Source organism: Synechococcus sp. GFB01 (assembly GCF_001039265.1).
Taxonomy (GTDB): Bacteria; Cyanobacteriota; Cyanobacteriia; order PCC-6307; family Cyanobiaceae; genus NIES-981.
This window is the reverse complement of the sequence record NZ_LFEK01000111.1, coordinates 1-14423: the sequence shown is the minus strand read 5'-3', so window position 1 is coordinate 14423 and position 14423 is coordinate 1. Positions and strand designations below refer to the sequence as shown.

The 14423-nt window shown below is 65.8% G+C and carries 10 protein-coding genes and 5 pseudogenes; 8 read left to right on the top strand and 7 right to left on the bottom strand.

The window, feature by feature from the left end:
• Positions 1 to 73: 73 nt before the first annotated feature.
• The 3 genes and pseudogenes from ric (at position 74) to SYNGFB01_RS10640 (ending at position 4000) form a co-directional block, all read left to right on the top strand.
• Positions 74 to 787 carry an iron-sulfur cluster repair di-iron protein gene (gene ric, locus SYNGFB01_RS10655; protein ID WP_048018052.1) on the top strand — a complete coding sequence of 238 codons (714 nt, stop codon included), beginning with the start codon at positions 74 to 76 and terminating at the stop codon, positions 785 to 787.
• A gap of 1034 nt (positions 788 to 1821) precedes the next feature.
• On the top strand, positions 1822 to 2079 hold the full coding sequence (locus tag SYNGFB01_RS10645; protein ID WP_082325991.1) for a PAS domain-containing protein: 258 nt from the start codon (positions 1822 to 1824) through the stop codon (positions 2077 to 2079).
• A gap of 239 nt (positions 2080 to 2318) precedes the next feature.
• Positions 2319 to 4000: pseudogene (locus SYNGFB01_RS10640) on the top strand (potassium/proton antiporter).
• 37 nt (positions 4001 to 4037) lie between these two features.
• Here the strand turns inward: SYNGFB01_RS10640 and SYNGFB01_RS10635 are convergent.
• The 4 genes and pseudogenes from SYNGFB01_RS10635 to SYNGFB01_RS10620 all read right to left on the bottom strand — a co-directional run bounded on the left by SYNGFB01_RS10635 (position 4038) and on the right by SYNGFB01_RS10620 (position 7132).
• Entirely contained in the window at positions 4038 to 4265 is a 228-nt protein-coding gene (locus SYNGFB01_RS10635; RefSeq protein ID WP_048018002.1) for a hypothetical protein, read from the bottom strand.
• A 584-nt stretch (positions 4266 to 4849) separates the two neighbouring features.
• The gene (locus SYNGFB01_RS10630) at positions 4850 to 5380 is read right to left on the bottom strand and encodes a hypothetical protein (protein WP_235300116.1); all 531 of its coding nucleotides are present in this window, start codon (positions 5378 to 5380) and stop codon (positions 4850 to 4852) included.
• Positions 5381 to 5397: 17 nt separating this feature from the next.
• Positions 5398 to 6210, bottom strand: a pseudogene (locus tag SYNGFB01_RS10625) (protein-L-isoaspartate(D-aspartate) O-methyltransferase).
• A gap of 91 nt (positions 6211 to 6301) precedes the next feature.
• Complete coding sequence (locus tag SYNGFB01_RS10620; RefSeq protein WP_048018000.1) at positions 6302 to 7132, bottom strand: slipin family protein; 831 nt, start codon at positions 7130 to 7132, stop codon at positions 6302 to 6304.
• A 96-nt stretch (positions 7133 to 7228) separates the two neighbouring features.
• On the opposite strand from SYNGFB01_RS10620, the gene SYNGFB01_RS10615 reads away from it, so the two are divergent.
• Positions 7229 to 8320 (top strand): IS630 family transposase, encoded by a 1092-nt coding sequence (locus tag SYNGFB01_RS10615; protein ID WP_048017406.1) that lies wholly within the window; start codon positions 7229 to 7231, stop codon positions 8318 to 8320.
• An 83-nt stretch (positions 8321 to 8403) separates the two neighbouring features.
• Here the strand turns inward: SYNGFB01_RS10615 and SYNGFB01_RS15630 are convergent, their stop codons facing one another.
• A complete protein-coding gene (locus SYNGFB01_RS15630; RefSeq protein ID WP_235300115.1) occupies positions 8404 to 8892 on the bottom strand; it encodes a hypothetical protein in 489 nt (162 codons plus the stop codon).
• A gap of 323 nt (positions 8893 to 9215) precedes the next feature.
• Between SYNGFB01_RS15630 and SYNGFB01_RS10605 the strand changes: the two are divergent.
• A pseudogene (locus tag SYNGFB01_RS10605) lies at positions 9216 to 10305 on the top strand (IS630 family transposase).
• 56 nt (positions 10306 to 10361) lie between these two features.
• Positions 10362 to 11497, top strand: a pseudogene (locus tag SYNGFB01_RS10600) (IS5 family transposase).
• 209 nt (positions 11498 to 11706) lie between these two features.
• Here SYNGFB01_RS10600 and SYNGFB01_RS10595 read toward each other — a convergent pair.
• The gene (locus SYNGFB01_RS10595; RefSeq protein ID WP_048017999.1) at positions 11707 to 12489 is read right to left on the bottom strand and encodes a YebC/PmpR family DNA-binding transcriptional regulator; all 783 of its coding nucleotides are present in this window, start codon (positions 12487 to 12489) and stop codon (positions 11707 to 11709) included.
• Positions 12490 to 12534: 45 nt separating this feature from the next.
• Positions 12535 to 13425, bottom strand: coding sequence for a tRNA pseudouridine(55) synthase TruB (gene truB / locus SYNGFB01_RS10590; RefSeq protein ID WP_072061618.1), 891 nt, complete (start codon positions 13423 to 13425; stop codon positions 12535 to 12537).
• Between the two features lie 42 nt (positions 13426 to 13467).
• Here truB and SYNGFB01_RS10585 point away from each other — a divergent pair, with 42 nt between their 5' ends.
• Both SYNGFB01_RS10585 and SYNGFB01_RS10580 read left to right on the top strand, forming a co-directional pair.
• Positions 13468 to 14172, top strand: a complete 705-nt coding sequence (locus SYNGFB01_RS10585; protein WP_048018051.1) for a queuosine precursor transporter — start codon at positions 13468 to 13470, stop codon at positions 14170 to 14172.
• A 41-nt stretch (positions 14173 to 14213) separates the two neighbouring features.
• Positions 14214 to 14423, top strand: a pseudogene (locus tag SYNGFB01_RS10580) (SAM-dependent methyltransferase); the annotation flags it as partial.

The following is a 14423-nucleotide window of genomic DNA, read 5'->3' as shown; positions in this document are numbered from 1 at the left end:
TTGTGTCGATCCCTGCGAGCGCGCATCACCGGCGTGAGTCGTTCTCACAGTGGAGGCAGAGGCCGGAGACGGCATGGCACTCACCCCCACCACCACCCTGGCGGAGATCGCCTCCACCCACCCATCGCGGCCCCGAGAGCTTGAGCGCCTCGGGCTCGACTACTGCTGCGGCGGCAAGCGCAGCCTCGAGCAGGCCTGCCAGCAGCAGGGGCTCGATCTCGAGACCGTGCTCCTTGAGCTGGGCAACCTGCCCACTGCACCAGAGCCTCCCACCGGGTGGATCGGCCTCACGCCCGCCCAGCTGGTGGACCACCTGGAGGCCACCCATCACCGGTATCTCAAGCAGGAGCTGCCGCGCCTGAGCGAACTGGCCGCCAAGGTGAGCCGGGTGCATGGCGAGAAGCATCCCGAGCTGATCCGCGTTGCAAAGGTCTATGCCGAGCTCAGCGCCGACCTGGAACCGCATCTGCGCAAGGAGGAGGAGGTGCTGTTCCCGATGATTCGCAGCCTGGCCTCAGCCAACGGTCGGCCCAGCTTTCCCTGCGGCTCGATTGCCAATCCGACCGCCGTGATGGAGCAGGAGCACGCCGTGGTGGGCGGGTTGCTCGAGCAGCTGCGGGCCCTCACCCATGGGTATCAGGCGCCCGCAGGCACCTGTGCCTCCACTGGGGCCTTGAGGACGGGCCTGGCGGAGCTGGAGGCCGATACCCACCTGCATGTGCACAAGGAGAACAACCATCTCTTCCCGGCCGTGACGGCGCTGGAGGAGCAGTTGGCGGCGGCATGAAGTTGCCTGCAGTCCCTCGTCACAACAAAGCCCGGAGCGTTGGCCCCGGGCGTTTGCCTGCTCAGCCGCGCTGCCCTCGAGGACATCGGGGCGCAGCTGCGCGATTGATTGGCGTGGAGATTGCCTGATCGGCAGATCAGGGTGTCTTCAGTTGTGGGGCGGAGCTGCCGGCGCTGGCACCTGGGGCCAGGTGACTAGTGGGACGTTCCGTTCGGTCCTGGGCACCTGAGGCAGAGCCGTGAGCGGTGCAATGGACGGCGACGGCGCTGCTCAGACAGAACAGCCACGCCTGGAACGTCAGAGATCCGTCGAGAGTGTTGGAGCAGGGGCCGGATCGTCAGCGCGCTCCTGACGGCTGCTGCGGGGGGGTGTCGTCCATGCGTGGAGCCTCCGAATCCCGTTGTCGTCACAATCGCTCCGCCTGGGCTCGGCAGCAAGCCAGCCATCGGGATCGACACCGCTCTTCACCAGGGGAAACAGGTCTTCATGTCGGGGCACCGCCCCCCAGTTCCACCCTGGAGCTATCACGAGGCAAGAGCAGACAGACCGGATGACCCTTGCCCAGACCTCCGCCGTCGCTCCCCGCTGCCACTGGGATTCCAGCGAGGAGTTCATGCTGCTCCCCGGCGACGGCTGATCCTCGTGAACGGCGATGGCCTGGTCAGCTACTTCGACCACAGGGCGCACCAGCTGATGCCGCGGCAAACGGGCTGCCGCTGTGGCGATTCGCTGGCCCTGATCTGGCCGGAACTTGCCGAGGTTCTGGAGGAGCACTCGATCGCCGCCTGTGAAACGGGTCCCCTCGATACCCGGCTGGCCTGCCGAGGCCACTGGCACACGGTGCGCCTGTTTCGCTCCGACTCCGGCGTCGGCATCGTGCTGCTTGCCGATCGCACCGGCGTCGATGGAGCCCTCAGTCAACAGCTGCTGATGCACCAACGCATCCTCCAGCACGTTCGAGATGCGGTGATTGTGACCACCGCTGAGCCGGTGGATTCACCAGGTCCGGTGATCATCTACGCCAACCCGGCCGCCTGCGGCAGACCGGCTATCGGCTGGAGGAGGTGCTGGGGCGTAGCCCCAGAATCTTCCATGGACCGCAGACCGATCCGGCCGCTCTGCGCACCTTTCATCAGGCTCTGCGCCACTGGCAGCCGGTGCGTCAGATCGTGCGGAACTATCGCAAGAATGGTTCCACGTTCTGGGTTGAAATTGACATCGCTCCCCTGGAAGACAGCGATGGCTGGTACACCTACTGGGTGTCGGTGCAGCGGGAATGCCATCGACCGTGAGGCTTGCCCTGGACAGCGGATTGAAGTGTTGAGCCAGCGGCATCGAGCTGGCGCCAGCGGCTCCCGCCATCTCGCCTGACAGCTACCGACAGGCCGGTCCTTGCCGGTGCCGCCGTTCTGCCGATGGAGCCGGGCCTCTGAATCCTCCCCTGCTGGTCGGCGCAGAGTGCGGTCGCCGCCGTTCTGCTGCAATCTCGTAGGGGCCTGTCGGGCAGGTGAGCGTGTCGATCAACGCGGCGATGCTGCTGGCCGGCGTGCTGCTGCTGCTGGGTATCGCCTCCAGCAAGTTCTCCGCCCGGCTTGGGCTGCCCGTCCTGATTCTCTTCCTCTCGGTCGGCATGCTGGCGGGCTCGGAAGGCCTGGGACGGATCCCCTTCGAGGACTACGCCCTAGCCAACAACATCGGCAGCATCGCCCTCGCCCTGATCCTCTTTGACGGCGGGCTGCGCACTTCCCTCGCCGCCGTTCAACGGGTGTGGCGGCCGGCCCTGGCGCTTTCCACCGTTGGGGTGCTGCTTACCGCGCTGATCACCGGCCTGGCGGCAGCTGGGTGCTGCAGATCCCACTCCTGCAGGGCCTGCTGGTGGGAAGCATCGTCGGCTCCACCGATGCCGCGGCGGTCTTCTCAGTGCTGCGCGCCTGTGGCCTCAAGCTCCCCGATCGCCTCACCTCCACCCTCGAGGTGGAGAGCGGCTCCAACGATCCGATGGCGATCTTTCTCACCCTCGGCCTGATCGGCGTGATCACCGGCAGCGTTGATTCCGCTCCAGCCCTGCTGGGGCTGTTCCTCGGCCAGTTCGGGGTCGGCAGCATCGCTGGCCTGCTGGTGGGACGCATGGCCACATGTGCGGTGAATCGCATCAACCTCGACTACCCAGGGCTCTACCCCCTGCTGGCGCTCTCCTTCGGCCTGCTGGCCTTCGGGTTGGCGGCGGTGCTGGGTGGCAGCGGCTTTTTGGCGATCTACATCGCCGGCATCGTTCTGGGCAGCAGCTCGATCGTGTTCCGGCGCGGCATCTTCGCCTTTCACGACGCCATTGCCTGGTTGGGGCAGATCGTGCTCTTCGTGATGCTCGGCCTGCTCAGCTTTCCCAGCCGGCTGCTGGCGGTGGCCTGGGAAGGACTGCTGATCGCCCTGGTGCTGATCGCCGTGGCACGGCCCCTGGCCGTCGCCGTTTCGGCGCTGCCGTTCCGCTTCCGCCGCCGCGATCTGACCTTCCTCTCCTGGGTGGGGCTCAAGGGCGCGGTGCCGATCACCCTGGCCACCTTCCCGCTTCTGGCCGGGGTGCCCAAGAGCGGCCAGATCTTCAATGCCGTGTTCTTCGTGGTGCTGATCTCAGCGCTCACCCAGGGCTGGTCGCTGCCGCTGGTGGCCCGCTGGCTGCAGATCGGCCGCCCCGCCGATCCCACACCGGCCCTCTCGGTGGAGATCAATGCGCTGCGGCAGGTGGATGGCGAAATCGTGGACTACACCGTCAAGCCTGGCTCCCTGGTGGCCGGCCAGCACCTGCGCGATCTCACCCTCCCCGATGGGGTGCTCGTGACGCTGATCCTGCGCGGCAGGCAGGTGGTCATGCCCCGCGGCAGCACCGCCCTCGAGCCTGGCGATCATGTGTTCGTGGCCCTGCGCACAAGCCTCGAGCCGCTGATCGATCGGCTGTTCGATCCCGACCCCGAGCCCCTCGCACCAAAGACGCACCTGCTGCTGAGCTTCAACGCCACGGCGACGCTCGAGCAGCTGCATCGGTTCTTCGGCCTGGCTCTGCCGCAGGGGATCACTCCCCAAGCCGCGGCACAGAGCCTCGGATCGGTGTTGGCACACGCCGGCCCGGTTGGACCGGTCCGCTGGGGTGGCATTGAGATCCAGGCCGGCGCCGATGCCGACCATGTGGCGGTGCGCTGGCTTGCTGATTCGGCCTGATCGCCAGCGATCTGACACCTGCCGACGCCCCCCGGGCCTACGGGCGCGCCGATCGCCTCACTGCCTTTCTGCCGTAGCGCTTCTGAACTGCCGGCAACAGCGACTGCTGCATCTCCCACAGCAATGCATCCAGCCGCTGACGCCGCCCAGCCGTGGTAGCGATGTGATCCGAGAAGGCACCGGCGTGGCAGAGATCCACGAGCAGATCAACCTCCTCGGCACTCAGGCAGAGCAGATGGTCATCGCCAAGACGGGAAACCTTCATCGGTGGCGCTGGATGGCTCTGAGCCAGTCTTCTCCCTGTCGCTGTGAGCAGCACAAGGCGACCTCAGTTCTTCAAACAGCTGGGCGAGTACGGCAGCCATCTCAGCCGGGAGAACCGCCGTGGGAACGGCCTGTGACGCCAGCACCACCAGAGCGCAGGCGTCGACCAAAAGAGATGCCTCCTGATCCGAAAGGACCACCAGGTGCTCGTGGCTCGTGTGCGTGATCCGCATGCCTCGGGATGACTGACGATTAGACCGTAGGCACGAATCCGCTCCTGGTCACCACGCAACAGTCCCCGCAAACGGGACAAGAAGTGGAACGAAACCCGGAGCTGGTCCTGCAGATACCGGCGTCTCCACCACCGACAACCGCCCTTACTGTCCCTGCTCGGCTGCGGCTCATCCCCACCCTCAGCGACGCCAACCTGAGCGGCCTGACCTGGCTATCGGGTTCGTGGGGGGGGCTGATCCTGTTGGCTGGCCTTGGCTGACGGTTTTGGTGCCTGCGTCTCAACAAGGCCCGGAGCGTTGCCCCGGTCATGTGACTGCAGTCCTGCGGCGCCTACCAAAGAGGGATCAGTCCTCAGACCGCCTGAATCCCAGGCTGGTCACCATCGAGGAACCGCCGCAGGTTGACACCAGCCTCCATCGCCGCCGCCAGCAGCTCGGCGCGCTGCAGCTCATCGAGGCCATCCCAGAAGGCGTGGAACAGATCCAACGAGGCCTTGCCCATGCCCACCAGCCCCAGGACGGACAGAGGGAAGGCGAGCCAGGGGAAGACCAGCAGCACCACCCCCAGCAGGAGGCTCACGGCGGCCCCCTGCTTCACCGATTCCCACACGGTGAAGGCGATCATCTGGATCTGCACCGCCCGGTTGATGGCGCCGCGCTTGCGCAGGGCCTCGGTGCGCAGGCCGGTGAGCAGGGCCTGGTAGATGGCGTAGACCACCACTCCGCCGAGGGTGGATTCAGTGACGAACTCACCGCCGCTGAAGCTGCCGCCGTTTGCATTGAGGTCAATCGAGGCCAGGCCGGCCAGCGGCGCCACTTCGATGCCGGCCTGGGGGATGCGGAAGGGGTCGCGATCGCTGCTCATGGTTTCGGATAACGACATGGGTGGAAAACTCTGGCTCAGGCGGCCTGGCTGCTGCTGCCGGGCTGCTGGCTGGCCTTGCCGTAGGCGGAGGCGATCGAGACACCGGCCAGGCCGAGCCAACCGATCGGCCCAGCGCAGACCAGCACGGTGGCCAGGGCACCCTTGCCGACGTCGTCGGCCATCGCCCGATCGGCACGGACTGGCGGGCGTGGCGGCTCATCCGGGGGCTCCGGTTCCCATGCCTGCTCGCCGACCAGCGGCACGAAGCGCACGTCGAGCAGTTCTTCCGTTGTGTACTCGCTTTGGGAGCGCCGGGTGATGCGCAGCAGTTCCTGCAGGCGCCGATCGGAGCCCACCGGGATCACGAGCCGGCCGCCGATCTTCAACTGCTCCCTGAGCGAGCGAGGCACGTCGGGGCCACCGGCGGCCATGAGAATCGCGTCGAACGGTGCCTGCTCGGGCCAGCCCAGGCTGCCGTCTCCCTGCTGCACGTGCACGTTGCCGAACCCCTGCGAGGCCAGCGTCTCGGCTGCCTGGCGTGCGAGCTGGCCATAGCGCTCCACGGTGTAGACCGCTTTCGCGAGCCTGGAGAGCACCGCCGCGCCGTATCCCGATCCGGTGCCGATTTCCAGCACCGTCTCGTCGCCCTTGAGCAGCAACGCCTCCGCCATCAGCGCCACGATGTAGGGCTGCGTGATCGTCTGTCATGCCTCGATCGGCAATGGCGTGTCGTCGTAGACGAATTCACGCAGCTCTTCCGGCAGGAAGGCTTCGCGCTCCACACTGCGCATCGCGTCGAGCACACCCGGGGAAGTGATGCCGCGATGGGCGATCTGCCGTTCCACCATCGCGTGACGGCAGCGGGTCGACTCGGCGTTGCCGGTGGTGGCTGCATTCATGAGGATGATCACCTTCCAGATGATTGAGGCAATCGAAACGTCAGACCTGGTCGGAATCGAATGGGCTCGATTCGCTCAGCGGGTTCTCCAGGTTTTCCTCCTCCTTGCTGGGTGGCCTGTCGGCCGGAGCCGACCAGTGCCTGGCCAGCGTGATCAGGTCGGACGGGATCATCACGACTGTGGTGGTGTTGTTCTCGGCTCCGATCTCGGTGAGCATCTGCATGCGCCTGAGCTCGAGGGCCAGGGGGTTCTGCAGGATGGTCTTGGAGGCTTCCGAGAGCTTGATGGACGCCTCCTGCTCCGCGGCAGCCTTGATCAGACGGGCGCGCTTCTCGCGCAGTGCTTCCGCTTCCTTGGCCATGGCTCGTTGCATGCCCAGCGGAATCTCGACGTCCTTGATCTCCACACGTTCAATCTCGATTCCCCAGGGTGCCGTGATTTCGTCGACGATCTCCTGAACCTTCAGATTGATTTTGTCGCGGTTCTGCAAGACGTCATCCAGCATATTCTGCCCCACCACATTGCGCAGTGTGGTCAGGGCAACTTGATACACTGCCAGCTGATAGTTCTCGACGCGGATCACGGCCATGTCGCCATTGAGAATGCAGTAATACAGAACGGCGTTGACCTTGATGGTCACGCTGTCAGCGGTGACCGTTTCCTGGGGCTCGATACTGACGGTTTTGGTGCGTACATCCAGCTGCACCTTCTGATCAACAAACGGCACGATCCAGTACAGGCCCGGCCCCATCACTCCCTTCAGCCGCCCCAGCCGAAAGATCACGCCACGCTGGTATTCGCGATCTAGTTTGATGCCCTTGCTGCCAAGAAGGATAAGCAGGATGAGCAGAATGCCTGTGAACGATCCCATGCTTGCCTACCCTGCTCATATGGATCTTTTCAATCCTAGTGTGCCGTCCCGCAAATAGCCGGTAGAATATGAAGTGTCTCCTCGGGGAGTCGTTTCATGCCGACTGGTCGCCCCATGGCTCCTCTGGAGCTGTCGGCTGATGAGACCAGCCAGCTCCAGAGCCTGGCTGGATCAAGGACCTTGCCGCATTCGATCGTTCAGCGGGCGCAGATCGTGCTGGCCTGCGCTGCTGGTGACACCAACACCGCTGTCGCCAAGCAATTTGGAGTCCGCGGCTCAACGGTGGGCAAATGGCGGCAGCGCTACCTCGATCTGGGCATCGAGGGCCTTCATGACGAACTGCGTCCCGGCCGGCCCCGCACCTACGAGGACGACAAGGTGGCCGAGGTCATCAACCGGGCCCTGCAGACCAAGCCAACCGATGGCAGCACCCACTGGAGCGCTCGGACTTTGGCAGCGGCGACTGGGATCTCAAAGACAACAGTTCACCGCTGGCTGCAGATCTTCTCGGTCCAGCCCCACCGGCAGAAATCGTTCAAGCTCTCCACCGATCCGTTCTTTGTGGAGAAGGTCCGCGACATCGTTGGCCTGTACCTGAACCCGCCCGACAAGGCGATGGTGCTCTGCGTCGACGAAAAGACACAGATCCAGGCTCTCGACCGCACCCAGCCGCTGCTGCCCATGGGCCTGGGCTACGTGGAAGGCGTCACCCACGACTACATCCGCCACGGCACCACCACCCTGTTCGCGGCTTTGGACGTGGCCACAGGAGAAGTGATCACCCAGTGCAAACCCCGCCACCGGCACCAGGAGTTCCTGGGGTTCCTCAGGCAGATCGAGAAGTCCGTCCCGGAAGATCTGGACGTCCATCTGGTGGTGGACAACACCTGCACCCACAAGCACGCCAAGGTCAGGGCGTGGCTGGCGCAGAGGCCCCGCTTCCACGTGCACTACACGCCCACATACGCCTCCTGGCTGAACCAGGTGGAGCGCTGGTTCGGGATCATCACCCAGCGGGCGATCCGGCGCGGCAGCTTCTCCAGCGTCAAGGAGCTGATCGCCAAGATCGAGCAGTTCGTGGCCGCCTACAACAAGACCAAAGCGCCGTTCAACTGGACCGCAAACGCGGATTCAATCCTGGAGAAGCTCCAGCGACTTTGTTCGCAAATCTCCGGGACGGGACACTAGCTGTGTAGCGCCACCAGGTTGTTCCGGCTGACAAAGAGGTGTGAGGCGGTGACTGTCAGGAAAGATGACGCCCCTGCTGCTGATCAGGCGGCCATCACCAACGTAGCTGGATTGATCTCGGTTTCATGTGGTGGCGGATTGATCAAGACCACACCCGGCTGATGCCAGCAGCGGGTGGAGCGGCTCCAGCGGCGGGGTTGACGCTGACGGGCCTGCTCGTAGACGCGGGCACGGTGGCGGCAGATTTCCTCGGCCTGACCGCTGTGGCGCTGGCGGTCGCCGGTGATCCGGTGGCCCACCTTGCGGAACCGGGCGGGGGATTTGACGTCGATGTGGATCAGGTCGCCCGGTCGCTCCCACTCGTAGCGCTGAACGGGAGGCTTGGGGTTCAGAGTCCTCAGTCGCCCCAGTCCGAGTCGGCTGAGGGCTCTGGCGACGGTGGAGAACGGAGCCCGGAGCAGCTGGGCGATGTGCCGGAGGTGCAAGCGCTGGTGCCGCAGATCCACAGCGTACTGCAGTTGCCGTGGATCGAGCATGCGCCGCTTGGTGCGGCGAACGCTGCGTCGATCCACCAGAGAGGCTGGACCGCCAGAGCTGTAACGGGCCAGCCAGCGGTAGGCGCAGCGGAGGCGCTGATCCCGTTCTCAGAGGCGAGTTCCGACAGGCTGCGACCGTGGTCCAGGTGCTGGGTCACCAGGCGGAGGCGCCCCTTCTGCGTCAGACAGGCATTGGGGTGGCTCTGCATAGGTGCGTGAGGTCTGGGTTGGTGGGTCGCACCTCAACCCGTAGCGGCCTCACACCCTTGTCACTGAACAACCTGCTGAGACAGAACAGCTAGTGTGCCGTCCCGCAAATAGCCGGTAGAATATGAAGTGTCTCCTCGGGGAGTCGTTTCATGCCGACTGGTCGCCCCATGGCTCCTCTGGAGCTGTCGGCTGATGAGACCAGCCAGCTCCAGAGCCTGGCTGGATCAAGGACCTTGCCGCATTCGATCGTTCAGCGGGCGCAGATCGTGCTGGCCTGCGCTGCTGGTGACACCAACACCGCTGTTGCCAAGCAATTTGGAGTCCGCGGCTCAACGGTGGGCAAATGGCGGCAGCGCTACCTCGATCTGGGCATCGAGGGCCTTCATGACGAACTGCGTCCTGGCCGGCCCCGCACCTACGAGGACGACAAGGTGGCCGAGGTCATCAACCGGGCCCTGCAGACCAAGCCAACCGATGGCAGCACCCAGTGGAGCGCTCGGACTTGGCTGCAGCGACTGGGATCTCCAAGACCACGGTCCACCGCTGGCTGCAGACCTTCTCGGTGCAGCCCCACCGCCAGAAGCATTTCAAGCTTTCGACCGACCCTTCTTTGTTGAGAAGGTCCGGGACATCGTTGGCTTGTACCTGAACCCGCCGGACAAGGCGATGGTGCTCTGCGTCGACGAGAAGACGCAGATCCAGGCCCTGGACCGCACCCAGCCGCTCCTGCCCATGGGTCTGGGCTACGTGGAAGGCGTCACTCACGACTACATCCGCCACGGCACCACCACCCTGTTCGCGGCTTTGGACGTGGCCACAGGAGAAGTGATCACCCAGTGCAAACCCCGCCACCGGCACCAGGAGTTCCTGGGGTTCCTCAGGCAGATCGAGAAGTCCGTCCCGGAAGATCTGGACGTCCATCTGGTGGTGGACAACACCTGCACCCACAAGCACGCCAAGGTCAGGGCGTGGCTGGCGCAGAGGCCCCGCTTCCACGTGCACTACACGCCCACATACGCCTCCTGGCTGAACCAGGTGGAGCGCTGGTTCGGGATCATCACCCAGCGGGCGATCCGGCGCGGCAGCTTCTCCAGCGTCAAGGAGCTGATCGCCAAGATCGAGCAGTTCGTGGCCGCCTACAACAAGACCAAAGCGCCGTTCAACTGGACCGCAAACGCGGATTCAATCCTGGAGAAGCTCCAGCGACTTTGTTCGCAAATCTCCGGGACGGGACACTAGGAGGCTGCTGAAAAACTGGTCCAGCCGCGGGAGAATGGCCCAACGGCACTGAGCGGATGCGCGGCCAGCAGGAACGCACCGGTCCTCTGTTCTCCTACGTCTCCACAGAAGAGCGGATCCCCAAGGCCATCCCCTGCGGCAGGTGCGGCGGCTGGCCGATCAAGCCCTGGATCGCCTCAACCCCACCTTCTGCAGGCTCTACCCCGAGGGTGGGCGCCCCTCGATCCCGCCGGAGCAGCTGCTGCTGGCCCTGTTGCTGCAGGCGATCTACGGCATCCGCTCGGAGCGGATGCTGATCGAGCAACTGGACTACAACCTGCTGTTTCGCTGGTTTGTCGGCCTCAACCCGGACGATCCCGTCTGGCATCCCACCACATTCACCAAGAACCGCGACCGGCTGCTCAACGAGGAGCTGATGGCGATGTTCCTGGAGCTGCTGCTGGCCTCGCCGGAGGTCATGCCGCTGCTGAGCTCCGAGCACTTCTCCGTGGATGGCACCCTGCTGCGGGCCTGGGCCTCTCATGGCTCCCTGGAGCGGATCGATGGGATCGACGACGATCCACCACCGTCCAGTGGCGGGAATGGGTTTGGATCATCTCCTGGCAAGCAGAAGAAGCGCGCCAAGGGCGACTTCCGCGGCCTGCTGCTCTCCAACCAGACGCATCGCTCCAGCAGCGACGCGGAGGCGCGTCTGTTCCGCAAGTCGAACAGCACTGGGGCGTTCCTCAGCTATCTGGGGCACTGCCTGATGGAGAACCGGCACGGTCTGGTGGTGGCCAGCGAGGTCACCCCAGCAGACGGCTACGGGGAGCGTGCGGCGGCCGTGCGGATGGCGCGCTCACTGCCGGGTGCCCACCAGAAGACACTGGGGGCCGACAAGGGCTACGACACCAGGGATTTCGTGGCCGATCTGCGCATCGCCGGCATCACGCCCCATGTCACCCAGAACATCCAGACCCGCCGGCGCTCCGCCATCGACGGCCGCACCGTTCGCCATGCGGGCTATGCCCGCTCGATCAACGCCAGGAGACGGATCGAGCAGGTATTTGGCTGGATCAAACAGGCCGCCGGACTGCGGCAGCTCAAGACCAGGGGGCGATCGCGGGTGGGAGCGGTGTTTCGGCTGCACGTGGTGGCCTACAACCTGATCCGCCTGGCCAACCTGCTCAGCCCACGGGAGGTCCTGGCATGAAAGGGCAGGTGCGAGGGTCTCAGCAGCGATCGTCCGGCTGGACCTCGCCGCTGACGTCGGGGATCACTGCCCAGTACGCCAAGACCGTCTTCCGATTGGAGGCGTCAGGGACTCTGGACTCTGAATCCGGTGCAGGAAGGCTCGGATGGACCGCTATTTCAGCAGCCTCCTAGGCCATGCAGCCAGCGGGACCATGAGCGGTCTGGCCGTCACTCGGCGAGGGCATGCAGCAGCGCCTCGTCGGCCTCGAGGTTTGCGGTCACGCTGCGCACGTCGTCAAGCTCCTCGAGGGCATCCAGGAGTTTCAGGCAGCGACGCAGCTGCTCGGGCTCACTGAGCGGACAGCTGGTCTGGGGAATCCAGCGGTGCTCCCAGGCCTCCACGGCCATCCCCTGGTTGCGCAGTCCCGCCTGAAGCGCTTCCAGGTCGGCGAAGGCTCCGAACACCTCGGCTCCATCCCCGAGCAGCTCATAGCCCACGGCGCCGGGGCCGCCCTGCTCCTCCAGGGTCAGCAGGGTCTCCAGCAGGGCCTCCTCGGCGATCGGACCGCCATCGGCACCGACCAGGCGCACCACGCTGCGCTGTTCGAACAGATAGCCCACGCAGCCGGTTTCGCCCAGATTGCCGCCATGCTTGCTGAAGGCCAGGCGCAGGTCGGCGGCCGTACGGTTGCGGTTGTCGGTGAACGCCTCCACCAGCACGGCCACGCCGCCGGGGCCATAGCCCTCGTAGCGCACCTCCTCGAAGGTGGCGCCTTCACCGCTGAGCTGGCCCGACCCCTTGGCGATGGCCCTCTCGATGTTGGCGTTGGGCACACCGGCCGCCTTGGCTTTCTCGATCGCCGTGCGCAGCTGAGAGTTGCCGGCCGGATCGGCACCGCCGCGGGCCGCCACCATGATCTCCCGGCCGAGCCTGGTGAACACGGCACCGCGCCTGGCGTCGACCACCGCCTTGGTGCGTTTGATCTGGGCCCACTTGCTGTGGCCGGCCATCGCAGGTTTCGGAACGAACGGCAGGAGAGACGGTGCGGGGCCTCCTCAAGCGGCGGCGTGCAGTACCAGCCTGGGCTGCAGGTGGCCTTCGCCATCGGAGTGCGCCATGCCAGCCAGGTTGCCATCCGGCTGAAGCACCACCACGGCCGCGCCTGCCGGCAGGTTCAGATCGCTGCTCAGCGCACGGCCGCAGCGCCAGCCGCTCAGCTCCGCGGGGCTGAGCGGCCGCCGGGGCAGGTGGGCCAACGGCAGCAAGGGATCCAGAAGCGGCGGCGGAGAGCCGGCTTCCAGCGCTTCCAGGGGCATGGCCTGCTCGAGCCCGAAGCCCAGCGCCTCGGTGCGTCGAAGCCTGGCCAGGGCGCCGCCGCAGCCCAGCACGGTTCCCAGATCCCTGGCCAGAGACCTCACATAGGTGCCGGCCGAGCAGCGCAGGGCCAGCTCCAGCTGACCGCTGAGCGGATCCCAGTCGAGCAGATCCAGGTTGTGGATCGTCACCGGGCGTGCCTCCAGCGCCGGCTGCTCGCCTCGCCGCACCCGCTGATAGGCGCGCTGGCCGTTCACGTGCACGGCTGACACCTGCGGAGGGACCTGCTCGATGGTGCCCCGGAAGCCCCCGAGCGCCCTCTCCAGGTCGGCCCAGGTCAGACCCTCCGGCAGGGCTGCCCGTCGGATCACCTCCCCCTCCAGATCATCGGTGCTGGTGGTCAGCCCCAGCTGCACCACGCCGCGGTAGGCCTTGGTGCCGCTCAGGTAGGGGAGCAGGCGGGTGGCGGGCCCCAGGGCGATCGGCAGAACGCCGGTCACGGCAGGATCAAGGGTGCCGCCGTGGCCCACCCGACGCAGTCCGTAGGCCCGCCGCACCCGGCCCACGCAGGCATGGGAGCTCAGGCCGGCCGGTTTGTCGAGCACCAGGAAGCCGCAGGGCTGGTCAGCCATCACCATCGCCGTCAGGCTTGCAGGGTGCCATGGGAGGTGCCGATGACCCTGCAGCAGCGCCGCGAACTGGTGTTTCTGGTGCTGGCCGGGATCTTCCTGGGCACGATGGGAATGCTCAACATCCTCGGCCTCACCCGCTTTCTGCAGCTGGGTTCGATCGGCTCCTGGCCGATCGTGGTCGCGGTGGGCGCCCTGCCCTACCCGGTCACGTTCCTGTGCACCGACCTGATCAGTGAGATCTGGGGTGAGCAGAGGGCTTCCCAGCTGGTGTGGGTCGGGCTGCTGCTCAACGGCTGGATCGTGCTGATCCTCTGGCTGGGAGGGGTGCTTCCCGGTCTGGAGGGGNCCCCGCAGGCCACCTTCTTCGAGATGCGTCGGCTGGCGTTCGGTGCGGTGGGAGCNTCGATGGCCGCCTATCTGGCGGCCCAGTTCACCGACGTGCGCCTGTTCCACTTCTGGAAGCGGTTCAGCGGCGGCAAGGCCCTGTGGCTGCGCAACAACGGCTCCACGCTGGTGAGCCAGCTTGTGGACACCACAGCGGTGGTGCTGATCAGTCACTACGCCAACCATGTGCTGCCCCTGCGCAGCGGCGAGCCCGTCTGGCCCCAGCTGGGCGCCTTCATCGCCAGTGGCTACCTCTTCAAGGCTCTGGCCGCTCTGGCCGACACCCTGCCCTTCTACCTCCTGGTGGGCTGGCTGCGCCGCTGGCTGGAGGTGCCGGGCGACGGTGCCGAGTTGGTCGACTGAGGGCCGGCCCGTAGGTTGAACGTCGACAGGCGATCGGTTGGATGGGCGCGTTGGCGGAGACCCTGGGAGTGGAGCGCTTCCTGCGTGACGGCTTCGACCTTCACGGCCAGCTGGCCCGCTTCCTGCAGATCAGCGAGGCCGAGCTGGAGTGCCGCCTGCCTTCCGGCACGGCCGATCTGGCTGCCCTGCACCCCGGCGCCTTCGATCCCGATCAGGCCGGGCGGTTCTACGAGGACACGGTCGGTACCGGC

Coding starts and splice junctions, on each gene's coding strand:
- SYNGFB01_RS10595 (WP_048017999.1), bottom strand. CDS start 12,489: ATGGCCGGCCACAGCAAGTGGGCCCAGATCAAACGCACCAAGGCGGTG.
- ric (WP_048018052.1), top strand. CDS start 74: ATGGCACTCACCCCCACCACCACCCTGGCGGAGATCGCCTCCACCCAC.
- SYNGFB01_RS10620 (WP_048018000.1), bottom strand. CDS start 7,132: ATGGGATCGTTCACAGGCATTCTGCTCATCCTGCTTATCCTTCTTGGC.
- SYNGFB01_RS10635 (WP_048018002.1), bottom strand. CDS start 4,265: ATGAAGGTTTCCCGTCTTGGCGATGACCATCTGCTCTGCCTGAGTGCC.
- SYNGFB01_RS10630 (WP_235300116.1), bottom strand. CDS start 5,380: ATGTCGTTATCCGAAACCATGAGCAGCGATCGCGACCCCTTCCGCATC.
- SYNGFB01_RS10615 (WP_048017406.1), top strand. CDS start 7,229: ATGCCGACTGGTCGCCCCATGGCTCCTCTGGAGCTGTCGGCTGATGAG.
- truB (WP_072061618.1), bottom strand. CDS start 13,425: ATGGCTGACCAGCCCTGCGGCTTCCTGGTGCTCGACAAACCGGCCGGC.